13 protein-coding genes are annotated in these 14,190 nt (G+C 64.2%); 12 read left to right on the plus strand and 1 reads right to left on the minus strand.

Annotation, left to right across the window (positions count from 1 at the left end):
• Nucleotides 1-182 precede the first annotated feature (182 nt).
• The 4 genes from PX653_RS24810 to PX653_RS24825 all read left to right on the plus strand — a co-directional run bounded on the left by PX653_RS24810 (nucleotide 183) and on the right by PX653_RS24825 (nucleotide 5,769).
• The gene (locus PX653_RS24810; RefSeq protein WP_277415314.1) at nucleotides 183-677 is read left to right on the plus strand and encodes a YqaA family protein; all 495 of its coding nucleotides are present in this window, start codon (nucleotides 183-185) and stop codon (nucleotides 675-677) included.
• Between the two features lie 226 nt (nucleotides 678-903).
• Entirely contained in the window at nucleotides 904-4,917 is a 4,014-nt protein-coding gene (locus PX653_RS24815) for a DUF3683 domain-containing protein (RefSeq protein WP_277415315.1), read from the plus strand.
• Entirely contained in the window at nucleotides 4,914-5,357 is a 444-nt protein-coding gene (locus PX653_RS24820; protein WP_277415316.1) for an HIT family protein, read from the plus strand. The genes PX653_RS24815 and PX653_RS24820 overlap by 4 nt, the downstream gene beginning before the upstream one ends.
• Nucleotides 5,350-5,769 carry a gamma-butyrobetaine hydroxylase family protein gene (locus PX653_RS24825; RefSeq protein ID WP_277415317.1) on the plus strand — a complete coding sequence of 140 codons (420 nt, stop codon included), beginning with the start codon at nucleotides 5,350-5,352 and terminating at the stop codon, nucleotides 5,767-5,769. Before PX653_RS24820 ends, PX653_RS24825 begins: the two co-directional genes overlap by 8 nt.
• Before the next feature lie 217 nt (nucleotides 5,770-5,986).
• Here the strand turns inward: PX653_RS24825 and PX653_RS24830 are convergent, their stop codons facing one another.
• The gene (locus tag PX653_RS24830) at nucleotides 5,987-6,241 is read right to left on the minus strand and encodes a hypothetical protein (RefSeq protein ID WP_146172030.1); all 255 of its coding nucleotides are present in this window, start codon (nucleotides 6,239-6,241) and stop codon (nucleotides 5,987-5,989) included.
• Nucleotides 6,242-6,436: 195 nt separating this feature from the next.
• Between PX653_RS24830 and ubiE the strand changes: the two genes are divergently transcribed.
• The 8 genes from ubiE to aspS all read left to right on the plus strand — a co-directional run bounded on the left by ubiE (nucleotide 6,437) and on the right by aspS (nucleotide 14,086).
• The gene (ubiE, locus tag PX653_RS24835) at nucleotides 6,437-7,171 is read left to right on the plus strand and encodes a bifunctional demethylmenaquinone methyltransferase/2-methoxy-6-polyprenyl-1,4-benzoquinol methylase UbiE (RefSeq protein ID WP_277415318.1); all 735 of its coding nucleotides are present in this window, start codon (nucleotides 6,437-6,439) and stop codon (nucleotides 7,169-7,171) included.
• 11 nt (nucleotides 7,172-7,182) lie between these two features.
• Nucleotides 7,183-8,172 (plus strand): Tim44 domain-containing protein, encoded by a 990-nt coding sequence (locus PX653_RS24840; protein ID WP_277415319.1) that lies wholly within the window; start codon nucleotides 7,183-7,185, stop codon nucleotides 8,170-8,172.
• 111 nt (nucleotides 8,173-8,283) lie between these two features.
• Nucleotides 8,284-8,964: a ubiquinone biosynthesis accessory factor UbiJ gene (locus tag PX653_RS24845; RefSeq protein ID WP_277415320.1), complete on the plus strand. Its 681-nt coding sequence runs from the start codon at nucleotides 8,284-8,286 to the stop codon at nucleotides 8,962-8,964.
• A complete protein-coding gene (gene ubiB, locus PX653_RS24850; protein ID WP_277415321.1) occupies nucleotides 8,961-10,529 on the plus strand; it encodes a ubiquinone biosynthesis regulatory protein kinase UbiB in 1,569 nt (522 codons plus the stop codon). The genes PX653_RS24845 and ubiB overlap by 4 nt, the downstream gene beginning before the upstream one ends.
• Nucleotides 10,529-11,161, plus strand: a complete 633-nt coding sequence (locus tag PX653_RS24855; RefSeq protein ID WP_277415322.1) for a methyltransferase — start codon at nucleotides 10,529-10,531, stop codon at nucleotides 11,159-11,161. The genes ubiB and PX653_RS24855 overlap by 1 nt, the downstream gene beginning before the upstream one ends.
• 169 nt (nucleotides 11,162-11,330) lie before the next feature.
• The gene (locus PX653_RS24860; protein WP_277415323.1) at nucleotides 11,331-11,642 is read left to right on the plus strand and encodes an FmdB family zinc ribbon protein; all 312 of its coding nucleotides are present in this window, start codon (nucleotides 11,331-11,333) and stop codon (nucleotides 11,640-11,642) included.
• An 18-nt stretch (nucleotides 11,643-11,660) separates the two neighbouring features.
• Nucleotides 11,661-12,248 carry a DUF502 domain-containing protein gene (locus PX653_RS24865; protein WP_277418655.1) on the plus strand — a complete coding sequence of 196 codons (588 nt, stop codon included), beginning with the start codon at nucleotides 11,661-11,663 and terminating at the stop codon, nucleotides 12,246-12,248.
• A 32-nt stretch (nucleotides 12,249-12,280) separates the two neighbouring features.
• The gene (gene aspS, locus PX653_RS24870) at nucleotides 12,281-14,086 is read left to right on the plus strand and encodes an aspartate--tRNA ligase (protein WP_277415324.1); all 1,806 of its coding nucleotides are present in this window, start codon (nucleotides 12,281-12,283) and stop codon (nucleotides 14,084-14,086) included.
• Nucleotides 14,087-14,190 lie beyond the last annotated feature (104 nt).

Here is a 14,190-nt window from a genome sequence, read left to right on the forward strand (position 1 = left end):
ACAACATGTCAACGGCGGGTAACCGGAGAGAGGCAGCGAACACGGGGCCGGCGGGTGTGCCGGACAGTTCATTCGTGCGGGATGTGCTGGGTGCGACTCATTATAATGGACTCCTCCAGCCACCCTCAAATCCAGATGACCGACACCGCGCCAGCGCAGCCATCCCCCCGCCGGACCATGCCATGATCGAATCGGCGATCCTATGGCTGCTGGCGTTCCTGGCCGCGCCGGCCGTGGGACTGACATCGGTCTTCCTCATCAGCTTTGTCTCCGCCACACTCGTGCCCCTGGGTTCCGAGCCGGCCGTGTTCGCCGTCGTGAAGGCCAACGAGGCCCTGTTCTGGCCGGCGATCGCCGTGGCCACGTGCGGCAATACGCTGGGCGGCATCGTCGATTACTGGATGGGGTACTACGCCAAGGCGGCGTTCGCCAAGGAGCGCGAAAGCCGCTGGTTTGGCTGGTTGGCAAAGCATGGCGCCAAGACCATGCTGCTGTCGTGGGTGCCCGGCATCGGCGATCCGCTGTGCACGCTGGGCGGCTGGCTCAAGCTGCCGTTCTGGCCGGCCGTGATGTACATGGCGATCGGCAAGTTTGCCCGTTACCTGACGATGACGGCGCTGCTGTTGTACGTACCGGACGGCTTCTGGCGCGGCCTTGTGCGCGTGCTGGGCGGTTGATGGTGTTGCGTGCGGTGCAGCTAATTTTGCACTTTCGCAATTCCTGCAAATTTTAGTTATCCACACCTTGAAAAGCCAACGGCAAGGCCCACAACTGATCACCTAGCCGAATAATATTTTGCCAATTGACGTTAACGGAACCCGGCCCAAGCCTAAGGCTGTTGCCGCGTTGTGCGCCGCAATACGCTAGAATGGCCCTCCTAGCGTCTTCTGTCCCTCCAGCATAATGAACGCCCCAGCACAAATCCAGGCACTTCTTGCCGAAACGCCCGACGGTCATGCACCCAGCCGCGTCCGTGAAATTCCCTATAACTACACGTCGTTTTCCGACCGCGAGATCGTCATTCGCCTGTTGGGGGAAGAGGCCTGGCAACTGCTGGATGAGCTGCGCGACGCGCGCCAGACGGGCCGTTCCGCGCGCATGCTGTACGAGGTGCTGGGCGATATCTGGGTGGTCCGCCGCAATCCGTACCTGCAGGATGACCTGCTGGACAACCCGAAACGTCGCCAGGCCCTGATCGATGCGCTGCACCACCGCCTGTCGGAGGTGGACAAGCGCCGGCTGACGGTCGATGCCGACGAAGCGGGCGGCGACGCCGCGCGCCGCAGCGGCAACGTCGAGAAGCTGCTGGCCGCCGCCAACAAGGCCGTGGCCGACTTCGGCGAAGAATTCCGCCAGATGTATGACCTGCGCAAGCGCGCCACCAAGGTGCTGTCGCGCTATACCGACAAGCACAATATCTGCTTCGATGGCATGAAGCGCATCACGCACGTGACCGACGCGACCGACTGGCGCGTCGAGTATCCGTTCGTCGTGCTGACGCCGGACACGGAAGACGAGATGGCCGGCCTGGTGAAAGGCTGTATCGAACTGGGCCTGACGATCATCCCGCGCGGCGGCGGCACCGGCTACACGGGCGGCGCCATTCCGCTGTCGCCCCTGTCGGCCGTGATCAACACGGAAAAGCTGCTGACCCTCGGCCAGGTGGAGATGAAGGTGCTGCCGGGCGTGGACCGCGAGTACGCGACCATCTATTCGGAAGCGGGCGTCATCACCAACAAGGTGTCGGAAGCGGCCGAGAAGGCGGGCTTCGTGTTTGCCGTCGACCCCACGTCGGCGCATGCCTCCTGCATCGGCGGGAACATCGCGATGAACGCCGGCGGCAAGAAGGCCGTGCTGTGGGGCACGGCGCTGGACAACCTGGCCTCGTGGCGCATGGTCGACCCGAACGGCGACTGGCTGGAAGTGACGCGCCTGGACCATAACCTGTCGAAGATCCACGACGCGCCGGTGGCGCGCTTCCAGCTCGAATGGACGCACCCGAACGCCAAGGGCGAATCGAAGGGTGCGCCGTTCAAGACCGAGACGCTGGAGATCCCCGGCCGCAAATTCCGCAAGGAGGGCCTGGGCAAGGACGTCACCGACAAGTTCCTGGCCGGCCTGCCGGGCATCCAGAAGGAAGGCTGCGACGGCCTGATCACGTCCGCGCGCTGGATCCTGCACAAGATGCCGAAATTTACGCGCACCGTCTGCCTGGAGTTCTTCGGCCAGGCGCGCGACGCGATTCCGTCGATCGTCGAGATCAAGGACTACCTGGACGGCCTGCCCGCGCAAGGCGAGCAGTTCGCCACCCTGCGCCTGGCCGGCCTGGAGCACCTGGACGAGCGCTACCTGCGCGCGGTCGGCTATGCGACCAAATCGAAGCGCGGCGTGCTGCCGAAGATGGCGCTGTTCGGCGACATCGTCGGCGACAACGAGGATGCCGTCGCCCTGGCCGCATCGGAAGTGGTGCGCCTGGCGAACACCCGCGTGGGCGAAGGCTTTGTCGCCGTCAGCCCCGAGGCGCGCAAGAAGTTCTGGCTCGATCGGGCCCGCACGGCGGCGATCGCCAAGCACACCAACGCGTTCAAGATCAACGAGGACGTCGTCATTCCGCTGAACCGGATGGGCGAGTACACCGATGGCATCGAGCGCATCAACATCGAGCTGTCGGTCAAGAACAAGCTGCAGTTCGCCGAAGCGCTGCGCGCCTTTATCGCCGGCGGTAACCTCCCGATCGGCAAGAGCGACGACGCCACCGACGACAAGGTGGGCGATGCCGAGATGCTGGGCGAGCGCCCGCAACAGGCCCTGGCCCTGATCGAACAGGTGCAGGCACGCTGGACTTATTTGCTGGCGAACCTGGACAAGCCGCTGGCCGACGCGCGCCTGGAGCTGTACCAGTTGGGCCTGGAAGAATCGAGCGACGCGTTCGAGCAGCGCCTGCAGAAGCAGCCGCGGGCCACGCTGTTCGACATCGTGCAGGACCGCACGGTGCGCGTCAGCTGGAAGCAGGAGCTGCGCGCGCCGCTGCGCCAGATCTTCAACGGCGCCGCATTCAAGCTGATCCTGGACGAAGCGGCGGCGATCCACAAGACGGTGCTGCGCGGCCGCGTGTTCGTGGCGCTGCACATGCACGCCGGCGACGGCAACGTGCACACGAACCTGCCCGTCAACTCGGACCATTACGAGATGCTGCAGGACGCGCACAAGGCCGTCGCACGCATCATGCAGCTGGCCCGTTCGCTCAACGGCGTCATCTCGGGCGAACACGGCATCGGCATCACGAAGCTCGAGTTCCTGACGGAAGACGAGATCGGCGAATTCCGCGACTACAAGCTGCGTGTCGATCCGGAAGGGCGCTTCAACAAGGGCAAGCTGTTGAACCTGCCGGGCATGCATGCGGACCTGTCGAACGCTTATACGCCGTCCTTCGGCCTGATGGGCCACGAGTCGCTGATCATGCAGCAGAGCGACATCGGCGAGATCGCCAACAGCATCAAGGACTGCCTGCGCTGCGGCAAGTGCAAACCCGTCTGCAACACGCACATCCCGCGCGCCAACCTGCTGTATTCGCCACGCGACAAGATCCTCGCGACGTCGTCGCTGATCGAGGCGTTCCTGTACGAGGAACAGACCCGCCGCGGCATCTCGATCCGCCACTGGGAGGAGTTCGAGGACGTGGCCGATCACTGCACCGTGTGCCACAAATGCGTGACGCCGTGCCCCGTCAACATCGACTTCGGCGACGTGTCGATGAACATGCGTAACCTGCTGCGCAAGATGGACAAGCGCTCGTTCAACCCCGGCAAGGCCGCGTCGATGTTCTTCCTGAACGCGACCGACCCGGGCACGATCAACGCGGCGCGCCAGACGATGATCGGCTGGGGCTACAAGGCACAACGCCTGGGCAACGAGGTGTTCAAGAAGGTGGCGCGGGCGCAGACCAAGGCGCCGCCACCGACGACGGGCAAGCCGCCCGTGCGCGAGCAGGTGATCCACTTCATCAACAAGAAGATGCCGGGGAACCTGCCGAAGAAGTCCGCGCGCGCGCTGCTGGACATCGAGGACAACAAGATGATCCCGATCATCCGCGATCCGAAGAAGACCAACGCCAACACGGAAGCGGTGTTCTACTTCCCGGGCTGCGGCTCCGAGCGGCTGTTCTCGCAGGTGGGCCTGGCCACGCAGGCGATGCTGTGGGAAGTGGGCGTGCAGACAGTGCTGCCGCCGGGCTACCTGTGCTGCGGTTATCCGCAGCGCGGCTCGGGCGACTACGACAAGGCGGAGAAGATGATGACGGATAACCGCGTCCTGTTCCACCGCATGGCGAACACGCTGAACTACCTGGACATCAAGACGGTGCTGGTCTCGTGCGGCACGTGCTACGACCAGCTGTCGACCTACGAGTTCGAGAAGATCTTCCCCGGCTGCCGCATCATGGACATCCACGAGTATTTACTCGAGAAGGGCGTCCGGCTGGAAGGGGTGACGGGCACGCGCTACATGTACCACGACCCTTGCCACACGCCGATGAAGCTGCAGGACCCGGTCAAGACGGTCAACGCGCTGGTGCAGACGCATGACGCCGTAAAGATCGAGAAGAACGACCGCTGCTGCGGCGAGTCCGGCACGCTGGCCGTGACGCGCCCGGACATCTCGACGCAGGTGCGCTTCCGCAAGGAAGACGAGATGGTCAAGGGTTCGGACAAGCTGCGCGCGGACGGTTTCGACGGCAACGTCAAGATCCTGACCAGCTGCCCATCGTGCCTGCAGGGCCTGTCGCGCTACAATGAGGACTCGGGCACGACGGCTGACTACATCGTCGTGGAAATCGCCAAGCACCTGCTGGGCGAGAACTGGCTGCCCGACTACGTCCGGCGCGCCAACGACGGCGGCATCGAGCGGGTGCTGGTGTGACGTGCGACTTGTGTACGCTGCTGGCCGCGCCCCCGGTGGGCGCCGTCATCTGGGAGGATGCGCAGTTGGCGGTCGTTGCCGTCGACGAGCCGGGCTACCCCGGCTTCACGCGCGTCGTCTGGAAGGCGCACGTGAAGGAGATGACGGACCTGGCGCCGGCCGAGCGGGCGCACGTCATGGCCGCCGTCTGGGCTGTCGAGACGGCGCAGCGTGCCGTCCTGGCACCGCACAAGGTCAACCTGGCCAGCTTCGGCAACATGACACCGCACGTGCACTGGCACGTGATCCCGCGCTACACTGACGACGCGCACTTCCCGAACCCGACATGGGGTGCGCGCCAGCGCGACGCGGCGCCCGGGGCGCTGCAAGCACGCGCCGCCCTGCTGCCGCGCCTGCACGCGGCCATCGTCGACCAACTCAATGAGCTCCACCATGCCTGACTGCACCGGCCTTACCGTCCACAACAAATCGCGAGTCCTCGAGATCGGCTTCGACGACAACCGAACCTTCAACATCCCATTGGAGCTCTTGCGCGTGTATTCGCCATCGGCCGAAGTGCGCGGCCATGGCGCCGGCCAGGAAGTCTTGCAAGTCGGCAAACGCGACGTGACATTGCTGGACCTGCAACCGGTCGGCAACTACGCCGTCAAGCCCACCTTCAGCGACGGCCACGATTCGGGCCTGTACACGTGGGAATACCTGTACGACCTGGGCGCCAACCTGGACGAGCGCTGGGCCGACTACCTGGCCCGCCTGCACGCCGCCGGCTTCGAGGGCGACAGCGGACGCGAGCCGGGCACGGTGTTGCCGGGGGCGGCTGCGAAGCCGCATGCTTGCGGGCACCACCACTGATGTAGACCCCTGGTGTCAGGGACCGCCGGGTTCAGGGCGGCGCCGGGCCATCGCAGGGCACTTGCGAAATCGGAAAAGCTGAAGAGGAAGCAACAACAAGGACGTGTTGTGCTGGGCCGGGCCATCTGGCGATGGCTGGCTTGGCTGCGCAGCGGCAGCCAGGACGGGACAGGAGAGTGAAGATTCCGGGACTGTCCCGGAATCTTCCGGACGCCGATTAGTTCGCGGCCGCCCGGTTGTTCAGCATGAATTCTTCGTAGCGGCGCTGCTCGCGTTCCCAGATATAACGGAAGGCGGCGCGGGCTGCCGGCGGCAGCGTGCGGATGGCTTCTGCATTGAACGGCATCGGTGCAGGGACCTTGTCCGCCTGCGCGCGGCGAGCCTGCGCGTCGGTGGCGTCGATCATCTGGCGGGTAGCCTCATCGATCTCCGGGAAATAGATATCCTTCGGGAGTTGATGTTGAACTTGCATGTGTTCCTCCGTTGTTGACGTGGCCGTTTGGGCCTGACTGATCACTTAACGCAGCGTTGCGCAGGCCGGTTGACAGATTTTTGAAGGAATGCTGCGAATTGCAAATAAGTCAAGCGATTTCAGGGCGATTTTCCCGATCGCGGGCGAAGGCGGTCGCGCTTGTATAATGCTGTCAGTTCAACAGGCCCCCTCACCATGACCAACACCACCCATTTCGGTTACAAGACCGTCAATGAAGACGAGAAAGTAAAGGAAGTCGCCAAGGTCTTCCATTCCGTCGCCGCCAAGTATGATGTAATGAACGACCTGATGTCCGGTGGCCTGCACCGCCTCTGGAAGACGTTCACCATCGCCAACGCGGGCGTGCGGCCCGGCTTCAAGGTGCTGGACATTGCCGGCGGCACGGGCGACCTGGCCAAGGCGTTTGCCAAGCAGGCGGGCCCGACCGGCGAGGTATGGCTGACCGACATCAACGAATCGATGTTGCGGGTGGGCCGCGACCGGCTCTTGAACCGTGGCCTGGTCACCCCCACATTGTTGTGCGACGCGGAAAAGCTGCCCTTCCCGGACAACTATTTCGACCGGGTCAGCGTGGCGTTCGGCCTGCGCAACATGACGCACAAGGACGTCGCATTGTCCGAGATGCGCCGCGTGCTGAAACCGGGCGGCAAGCTGCTGGTGCTGGAATTCTCGAAAGTCGCGGAACCGTTGCAAAAGCCGTACGACCTGTATTCGTTCTCCGTGCTACCTTGGTTAGGACAGAGGATTGCCGGCGATGCCGACAGCTACCGCTACCTGGCCGAATCGATCCGCATGCATCCCGATCAGGAAACCCTGAAGACGATGATGCAGGCGGCCGGCCTGGAGCGGGTCCAGTATTACAACCTGACGGCAGGTGTGGCCGCTTTACACACTGGCATCAAACTGTAAGGAACTGCCAAATGAAACTGAAAAAATTCCTGATCGGCGCAACGATCGCATTCTCGGCCATGTCCATGATGGCCGAGCTGGCTGCGCGTCCGATGGGCGGGGGTCGTTCCATCGGCCGCCAGTCCCAGAGCGTCAAGCAGATGGCGCCGCGTCCGGCCCCGGCCGCCACGCCGCAGCAGGGCGTCAACCGTCCGGCCGCCACGCCGGCACCGACGCCCGGCGTGACCCCGCCGCGCCCCAGCCCATGGAAGGGCATTCTCGGCGGTGCGCTGCTGGGCCTGGGCCTGGGCGCGCTGCTGTCGCACCTGGGCATCGGCGGCGCGCTGGCCAGCGCGATCGGCACGATCCTCACCTTTGCCCTGATCGCCGGTGCGATCTTCTTCATTTGGCGCATGATCCGCAATCGTTCGCGCGGCGCGCAGCCGGCGATGGCCGGCTACAGCGGCACGGGCGCCAGCAGCGGCTTCGGCGGCGCCGGTTTCGGCAACAACAAGGGCCTCGATACGCCGGTAACGCGCGGCGTCGCGACGCCGGAAATCGGCTCCGGCCTGCAGCCGGCGTCGTACCAGCCCGTCTCGTCGGGCATCGACCTGAACAAGCCGGCGCCAGCCCATGCGCCATGGGGTGTGCCGGCCGACTTCGACAAGGAAAGCTTCCTGCGTCACGCCAAGGGCAATTTCATCCGCCTGCAGGCTGCGTGGGACAAGGGTGACGTGGCCGACATCCGCGAATTCACGACGCCGGAAGTGTTTGCCGAGCTGAAGCTGCAGATCGCGGAGCGCGGCGGCAAGGCCGACTACACCGATGTCGTGCACATCGACGCCGAGTTGCTGGGCATCGAGAACAACGGTACCGACTACCTGGCCAGCGTGGAATTCCGTGGCCAGATCAAGCCGGCACCGGACGCGCTGGCCGAGCCGTTCCACGAAGTGTGGAACCTGGTCAAGCCGGTCAACGGCAATGAAGGCTGGCTGCTGGGCGGGATCCAGCAGGTCGCCTGACGTGGACTGACCCACGCAAGTGCTCTTTGTGCAGGGTTAAACTCCTGCAAACTGGTAAGATCAAGACCGCCCGGGATTTTCCAGGGCGGTTTTGTTTTTTGGGCCCACGATATGCTTCCCAACCTGTTTTCCCTACTTCCCATCCCGGGGCAGCTGCCGACCCTGTCGATGCCGGCCGCGGCCACGATCAACCACCTGCTGGCGCAGGAGGACTGGGCGCGCGCCGAGCTCAAGCAGTACGCCGGCAAGGTCGCGCGCATCGATGCGTCGCCCGTCGAGCTGCGCCTGATGGTGGCCGCCGACGGCATGGTGCAGGCGGCCTCGAGCGACGTCGTACCGGCCGTGACGATCCGGCTGAAGCTGTCCGACCTGCCGTTGATCGCGCAGAACCGCGAACGGGCGTTCTCCTACGTGCAGATCGAGGGCGATGCGGAGTTCGCCAACGCGATCTCGCGCCTGTCGCAGTCGCTGCGCTGGGAAGCCGAGCACGACCTGGAGAAGCTGGTGGGGCCGATCGCCGCCGTGCGCCTGGTGGCGGGGGCAAAAGGGGCGCTGGCCTCGCTGCAGACGGGCCAGCGCAAGCTGACGGAAAACGTGGCCGAGTATTTCCTCGAGGAGCAGCCCCTGCTGGTGCGGCCCGCCGTGACGGAACCGTTCGCGGCCGATGTCACGCGCCTGCGCGACGACGTCGAGCGCGCCATCAAGCGGCTGGAAAAGCTGGAACAGAAATTCGCGCAACGGCAGCCGAACCAGGCGCCGGCCGGCACTACCCCTCACACGGAAACTCGATGATCCTGAAATTTCTTCGCCTGCTCAAGATTCTGCGTGTCCTCGTCAAATATGGCCTCGACGAGATCGCGATCTCCGGCTTCGACAAGCCGGGCATCAACCGCGTGATCGATACGGCGTTCTTCTGGCGTAACCTGTCCAGCCCGCGCGCGGTGCGCCTGCGCCTCGCGCTGGAGGAGCTGGGACCCATCTTCGTCAAGCTGGGCCAGGTGCTGTCCACACGCAGCGACCTGATCCCCGCCGATATCGTGCTGGAGCTGTCCAAGCTGCAGGACAGGGTACCGCCGTTCGACTCCGACCTGGCCATCGCCCAGATCGAGCGCTCGCTGGGCGCCCATCCCGACCAGCTGTTTGCCCGCTTCGAGCGCATCCCGGTGGCGTCGGCGTCGATCGCCCAGGTGCACTTTGCCGCGCTGCCCGATGGCACGCAGGTGGCCGTCAAGGTGCTGCGTCCCGGCATGAAGAAGCTGATCGACGAGGACGTGGCGCTGATGAACCTGGCCGCCGACTGGATCAACCGGCTGTGGCGCGACAGCAAGCGCCTGAAGATGAAGGAAGTGGTCGCCGAATTCGACAAATACCTGCACGACGAGCTGGACCTGATGCGCGAGGCGGCCAACGCGGCCCAGCTGCGCCGCAACTTCGCCGATTCGAACCTCCTGATGGTGCCGGAGATGTTCTGGGACTACTGCTCCAGCAACGTCATCACGATGGAGCGCATGCATGGCATCCCCGTGTCGCAGATCGACCGCCTCGTCGAGGCCGGCGTCGACCTGAAAAAGCTGGGCAGCGATGGCGTCGAGATCTTCTTCACGCAGGTGTTCCGCGACGGCTTCTTCCATGCCGACATGCACCCCGGGAACATCCTCGTGTCGATCGATCCCGCCACGTTCGGCCGCTACATCGCGCTGGACTTCGGCATCGTCGGCACGTTGAACGACTATGACAAGGATTACCTGTCGCAGAACTTCCTGGCGTTCTTCCGGCGCGACTACAAGCGCGTGGCCGAGGCCCATATCGAATCGGGCTGGGCGCCGAAGAACACCCGCGTCGACGAACTGGAAGCGGCCGTGCGGGCCTGCTGCGAACCGATTTTCGACCGGCCGTTGAAGGACATCTCGTTCGGCCAGATCCTGCTGCGCCTGTTCCAGACGTCGCGCCGCTTCAACGTGGAAGTGCAGCCGCAGCTGGTGCTGCTGCAGAAGACCTTGCTGAACATCGAGGGCATGGGTCGCGTGCTCGATCCTGAACTGGACCTGTGGAAGACGGCCAAGCCGCACCTGGAGCGCTGGGTCTCCGAGCAGGTGGGCTGGCGCGGCCTGCTCGACCGCCTGAAGGCGGAGGGGCCGCGTTACTCGCACATCCTGCCGACCTTGCCGCGCCTGGCGCAGCAGGCGCTGATCGCGATCAGCGACCGCGACCCCCATGCCAACGACCTGTTGCGCCAGCTGGCGGAAGAACAGCGCCGCACCAATCGTCTGTTGAGTTTCTTTGTGTTCTTTGTCGGTGCGTTTGTCGCCGGCGCGGTGGGCTTCCAGGCCTGGCTGCGCTGGCAAGGAGCGATGTGATGGCCGAGCCTGCCAACCCGAATTTCGATAGCCGCGATCCCCTGCAAGCCGCGTTCTGGGATGAGCGTTTCACCCAGCGCTTCATGCCCTGGGACCAGGGCGGCATTCCCGAGCGCCTGCGCCACCTGGTGGCCGAGCGCGACGCCGCGGCGGACGCGGCCGTAGTAGCGCCCGTCGCACTGATCCCGGGCTGCGGCTCGGCGTACGAACTGGACCTGATGTGCGAGGCGGGCTGGGACGCCACGGCGATCGACTTCTCGCCGGCCGCCGTCGAGCGGGCCCGGCATGTCGTCAAGCGCTGGCCCGAGCGCATCGTCCAGGCCGACTTCTTCACGTACCAGCCGGCGCAGCCGCTGGACGTCATCTACGAACGCGCGTTTCTCTGTGCGGTGCCGCCGGACCTGTGGCCGCGGGTCGCCGAGCGCTGGGCGCAGCTGCTGCCGCGCGGCGGCCTGCTGGCCGGCTACTTCTTCCTGGGCGCCACGTCGAAAGGCCCGCCGTTCGGCATCGAACGCGCCCAGCTGGAGGAACTGCTGGCCCCGCACTTCGAGCTGGAGGCGGACGAAGCCGTCAAGGACTCGCTGCCCGTGTTCCAGGGCCGCGAGCGCTGGCTGGAGTGGCGCCGGAAATAATTTCCAAAAATCGGGGACAGTCCTCGATTTTGGGAAACTGTTGCCGGGAAAATGGAGGCTGTCCCCATTTTTCGGGCAACGAGCTGGCGGCACGGCCGTCATCGGCTGTCTTGTCTCCGCAAAAAAGCTTTATAATTCAGGGTTTTTGACGATTTTTGCGGAGTAACCGATGCCTATCTACGCCTACCGCTGCGAGGAATGTGGCTTTGCCAAGGACGTCCTGCAGAAGATTTCCGATCCGCAGCTGACCGACTGCCCTGCTTGCGGTAAATCGACCTTCAAGAAGCAATTGACGGCTGCCGGCTTCCAGTTGAAGGGTACCGGCTGGTACGTGACCGACTTCCGGGGCGGCAATGCGCCGGCGACCGCTGTCGCTGCCAAGGCCGATAGCGCGGCAGCGCCAGCAGGCGACGCCAAGCCGGCCGCCCCGGCCGCAGCCCCAGCCGCGACGACGACGCCCTCGGGCGGCGACACCAAGTAATTTTCCCTGATGAACACGATACGTAAATATTTCATTACCGGGCTGCTGATCCTCGTACCCCTGGCGATCACGCTGTGGGTGCTGAACATCATCATCAGCACGATGGACCAGTCCTTGCTGTTCGTGCCGCACCAGTGGCAGCCGAGGACCCTGATCGGCTTCGACATTCCCGGCCTGGGAACGATCCTGACGATCCTGATCGTGTTCCTCGTCGGCCTGTTGGCCAACAACCTGATCGGTAACTACATCCTGCGCCTGTGGGAAAAGCTGCTGCACCGGATTCCTGTCGTCAGCTCGCTGTACGGCAGCGTCAAGCAGGTGTCGGACACGCTGTTCTCGTCGTCCGGCAACGCCTTCCGCAAGGCCGTGCTGATCCCGTACCCGCACGCGAACTCGTACACCATCGCGTTCCTGACGGGCAGCCCCGGTGGCGACGTCAAGAACCACCTGGTGGGAGACTACGTCAGCGTGTACGTGCCGACCACGCCGAACCCGACGTCCGGCTTTTTCCTGATGATGGCGCGCGAGCAGGTCGTCGAACTCGACATGACCGTGGATGCCGCCTTGAAGTACATTGTGTCGATGGGCGTCGTCGCCCCCGACTGAACTCACGAATTTAACCTGAACCGAGAATTAACATGTCAATGCGTACTCATTACTGCGGCCTCGTCACTGAAGCACTGCTGGGCCAAACCGTCAGCCTGTGCGGCTGGGTGCACCGTCGTCGCGACCATGGTGGCGTGATCTTCATCGACCTGCGCGACCGCGAAGGCCTGGTTCAGATCGTCTGCAACCCCGAGCAGGCGGAAGTCTTCAAGGCAGCCGAAGCCGTACGTAACGAGTTCTGCCTGCGCATCACGGGCACCGTCAAGGACCGCCTGGCCGGTACCGTCAACAACAACCTGAAGTCGGGCAAGATCGAAGTGATCTGCTCGCAGCTGGAAGTGCTGAACCCGTCGGTCGCCGTGCCGTTCCAGCTGGACGACGACAACCTGTCCGAAACCACCCGCCTGACGCACCGCGTGCTGGACCTGCGCCGTCCGCAGATGCAGAACAACCTGCGCCTGCGCTACAAGGTGACGATGGAAGTGCGCAAGTACCTGGACGAGCTGGGCTTCATCGACATCGAGACGCCGACCCTGACCAAGTCCACGCCGGAAGGCGCGCGCGACTACCTGGTGCCGTCGCGCGTCAACGCCGGCCAGTTCTTCGCGCTGCCGCAGTCGCCGCAGCTGTTCAAGCAGCTGCTGATGGTCGCCAACTTCGACCGTTACTACCAGATCACCAAGTGCTTCCGCGACGAAGACCTGCGCGCCGACCGCCAGCCTGAATTCACCCAGATCGACTGCGAAACGTCGTTCCTGAACGAACAGGAAATCCGCGACCTGTTCGAGGACATGATCCGCAAGGTGTTCAAGAACACGCTGTCGATCGACCTGCCGAACCCGTTCCCGGTGATGAACTTCTCCGAAGCGATGGGCCTGTACGGTTCGGACAAGCCCGATATGCGCGTCAAGCTGCAGTTCACCGAGCTGACCGAAGTGATGAAGTCGGTCGACTTCAAGGTGTTCTCGGCCGCCGCCAACCTGCCGAACGGCCGCGTGGTCGGCATGCGCGTACCGAAGGGCGCCGACATGCCCCGTTCGGAAATCGACGCGTACACCCAGTTCGTCGCGATCTACGGCGCCAAGGGCCTGGCGTACATCAAGGTCAACGAGAAGGCCAAGGGCCGTGACGGCCTGCAATCGCCGATCGTCAAGAACATCAACGATGAAGCCCTGGCACAGATCCTGGAACTGACGGGCGCCGAAGACGGCGACCTGATCTTCTTCGGCGCGGACAAGGCCAAGGTCGTCAACGACGCCATCGGCGCGCTGCGCGTGAAGATCGGCCACAGCGAGTTCGGCAAGAAGAACGGCCTGTTCGACGACGTCTGGGCCCCGCTGTGGGTCATCGACTTCCCAATGTTCGAATACGACGAGGAAGACGACCGCTGGACCGCGACGCACCACCCGTTCACGGCACCGAAGGACGGCCACGAGGATATGCTGGAAACCAACCCGGGCGCCTGCATCGCCAAGGCCTACGACATGGTCCTGAACGGCTGGGAACTGGGCGGCGGTTCGATCCGTATCCACAAGGAAGACGTGCAGTCGAAAGTGTTCCGTGCACTGAAGATCGGCGCGGAAGAAGCACGCCTGAAGTTCGGCTTCCTGCTGGACGCGCTGCAGTACGGCGCGCCACCGCACGGCGGCCTGGCATTCGGCCTGGACCGTATTGTCACGCTGATGACGAAGTCCGATTCGATCCGCGACGTGATCGCGTTCCCGAAAACGCAGCGCGCGCAGGACCTGCTGACGCACGCACCGTCGGAAGTGGACGAGAAGCAGCTGAAAGAGCTGCACATCCGTCTGCGCGCGGCCGAGCCGAAGGTGGCTGGCTAAAAGGAGAGGGCGCTGCGGCGCCCTTTTTGTTGGCTGCTGATCCGCTGGGGTCTGTCCCCGGTAAGAGTTGGCGATGGATCCGCTGGGGTCTGTCCCCGGTAAGA

Origin of the sequence: Pseudoduganella chitinolytica (assembly GCF_029028125.1) — a bacterium.
GTDB lineage: Bacteria > Pseudomonadota > Gammaproteobacteria > Burkholderiales > Burkholderiaceae_D > Rugamonas > Rugamonas chitinolytica.

Bases quoted from the DNA above. Each gene is read 5' to 3' on its own strand.
- PX653_RS24810 (WP_277415314.1), top strand. From the start codon at position 183: ATGATCGAATCGGCGATCCTATGGCTGCTGGCGTTCCTGGCCGCGCCG.
- PX653_RS24815 (WP_277415315.1), top strand. From the start codon at position 904: ATGAACGCCCCAGCACAAATCCAGGCACTTCTTGCCGAAACGCCCGAC.
- PX653_RS24825 (WP_277415317.1), top strand. From the start codon at position 5,350: ATGCCTGACTGCACCGGCCTTACCGTCCACAACAAATCGCGAGTCCTC.
- PX653_RS24830 (WP_146172030.1), bottom strand. From the start codon at position 6,241: ATGCAAGTTCAACATCAACTCCCGAAGGATATCTATTTCCCGGAGATC.
- ubiE (WP_277415318.1), top strand. From the start codon at position 6,437: ATGACCAACACCACCCATTTCGGTTACAAGACCGTCAATGAAGACGAG.
- PX653_RS24840 (WP_277415319.1), top strand. From the start codon at position 7,183: ATGAAACTGAAAAAATTCCTGATCGGCGCAACGATCGCATTCTCGGCC.
- PX653_RS24845 (WP_277415320.1), top strand. From the start codon at position 8,284: ATGCTTCCCAACCTGTTTTCCCTACTTCCCATCCCGGGGCAGCTGCCG.
- ubiB (WP_277415321.1), top strand. From the start codon at position 8,961: ATGATCCTGAAATTTCTTCGCCTGCTCAAGATTCTGCGTGTCCTCGTC.
- PX653_RS24855 (WP_277415322.1), top strand. From the start codon at position 10,529: ATGGCCGAGCCTGCCAACCCGAATTTCGATAGCCGCGATCCCCTGCAA.
- PX653_RS24860 (WP_277415323.1), top strand. From the start codon at position 11,331: ATGCCTATCTACGCCTACCGCTGCGAGGAATGTGGCTTTGCCAAGGAC.
- aspS (WP_277415324.1), top strand. From the start codon at position 12,281: ATGTCAATGCGTACTCATTACTGCGGCCTCGTCACTGAAGCACTGCTG.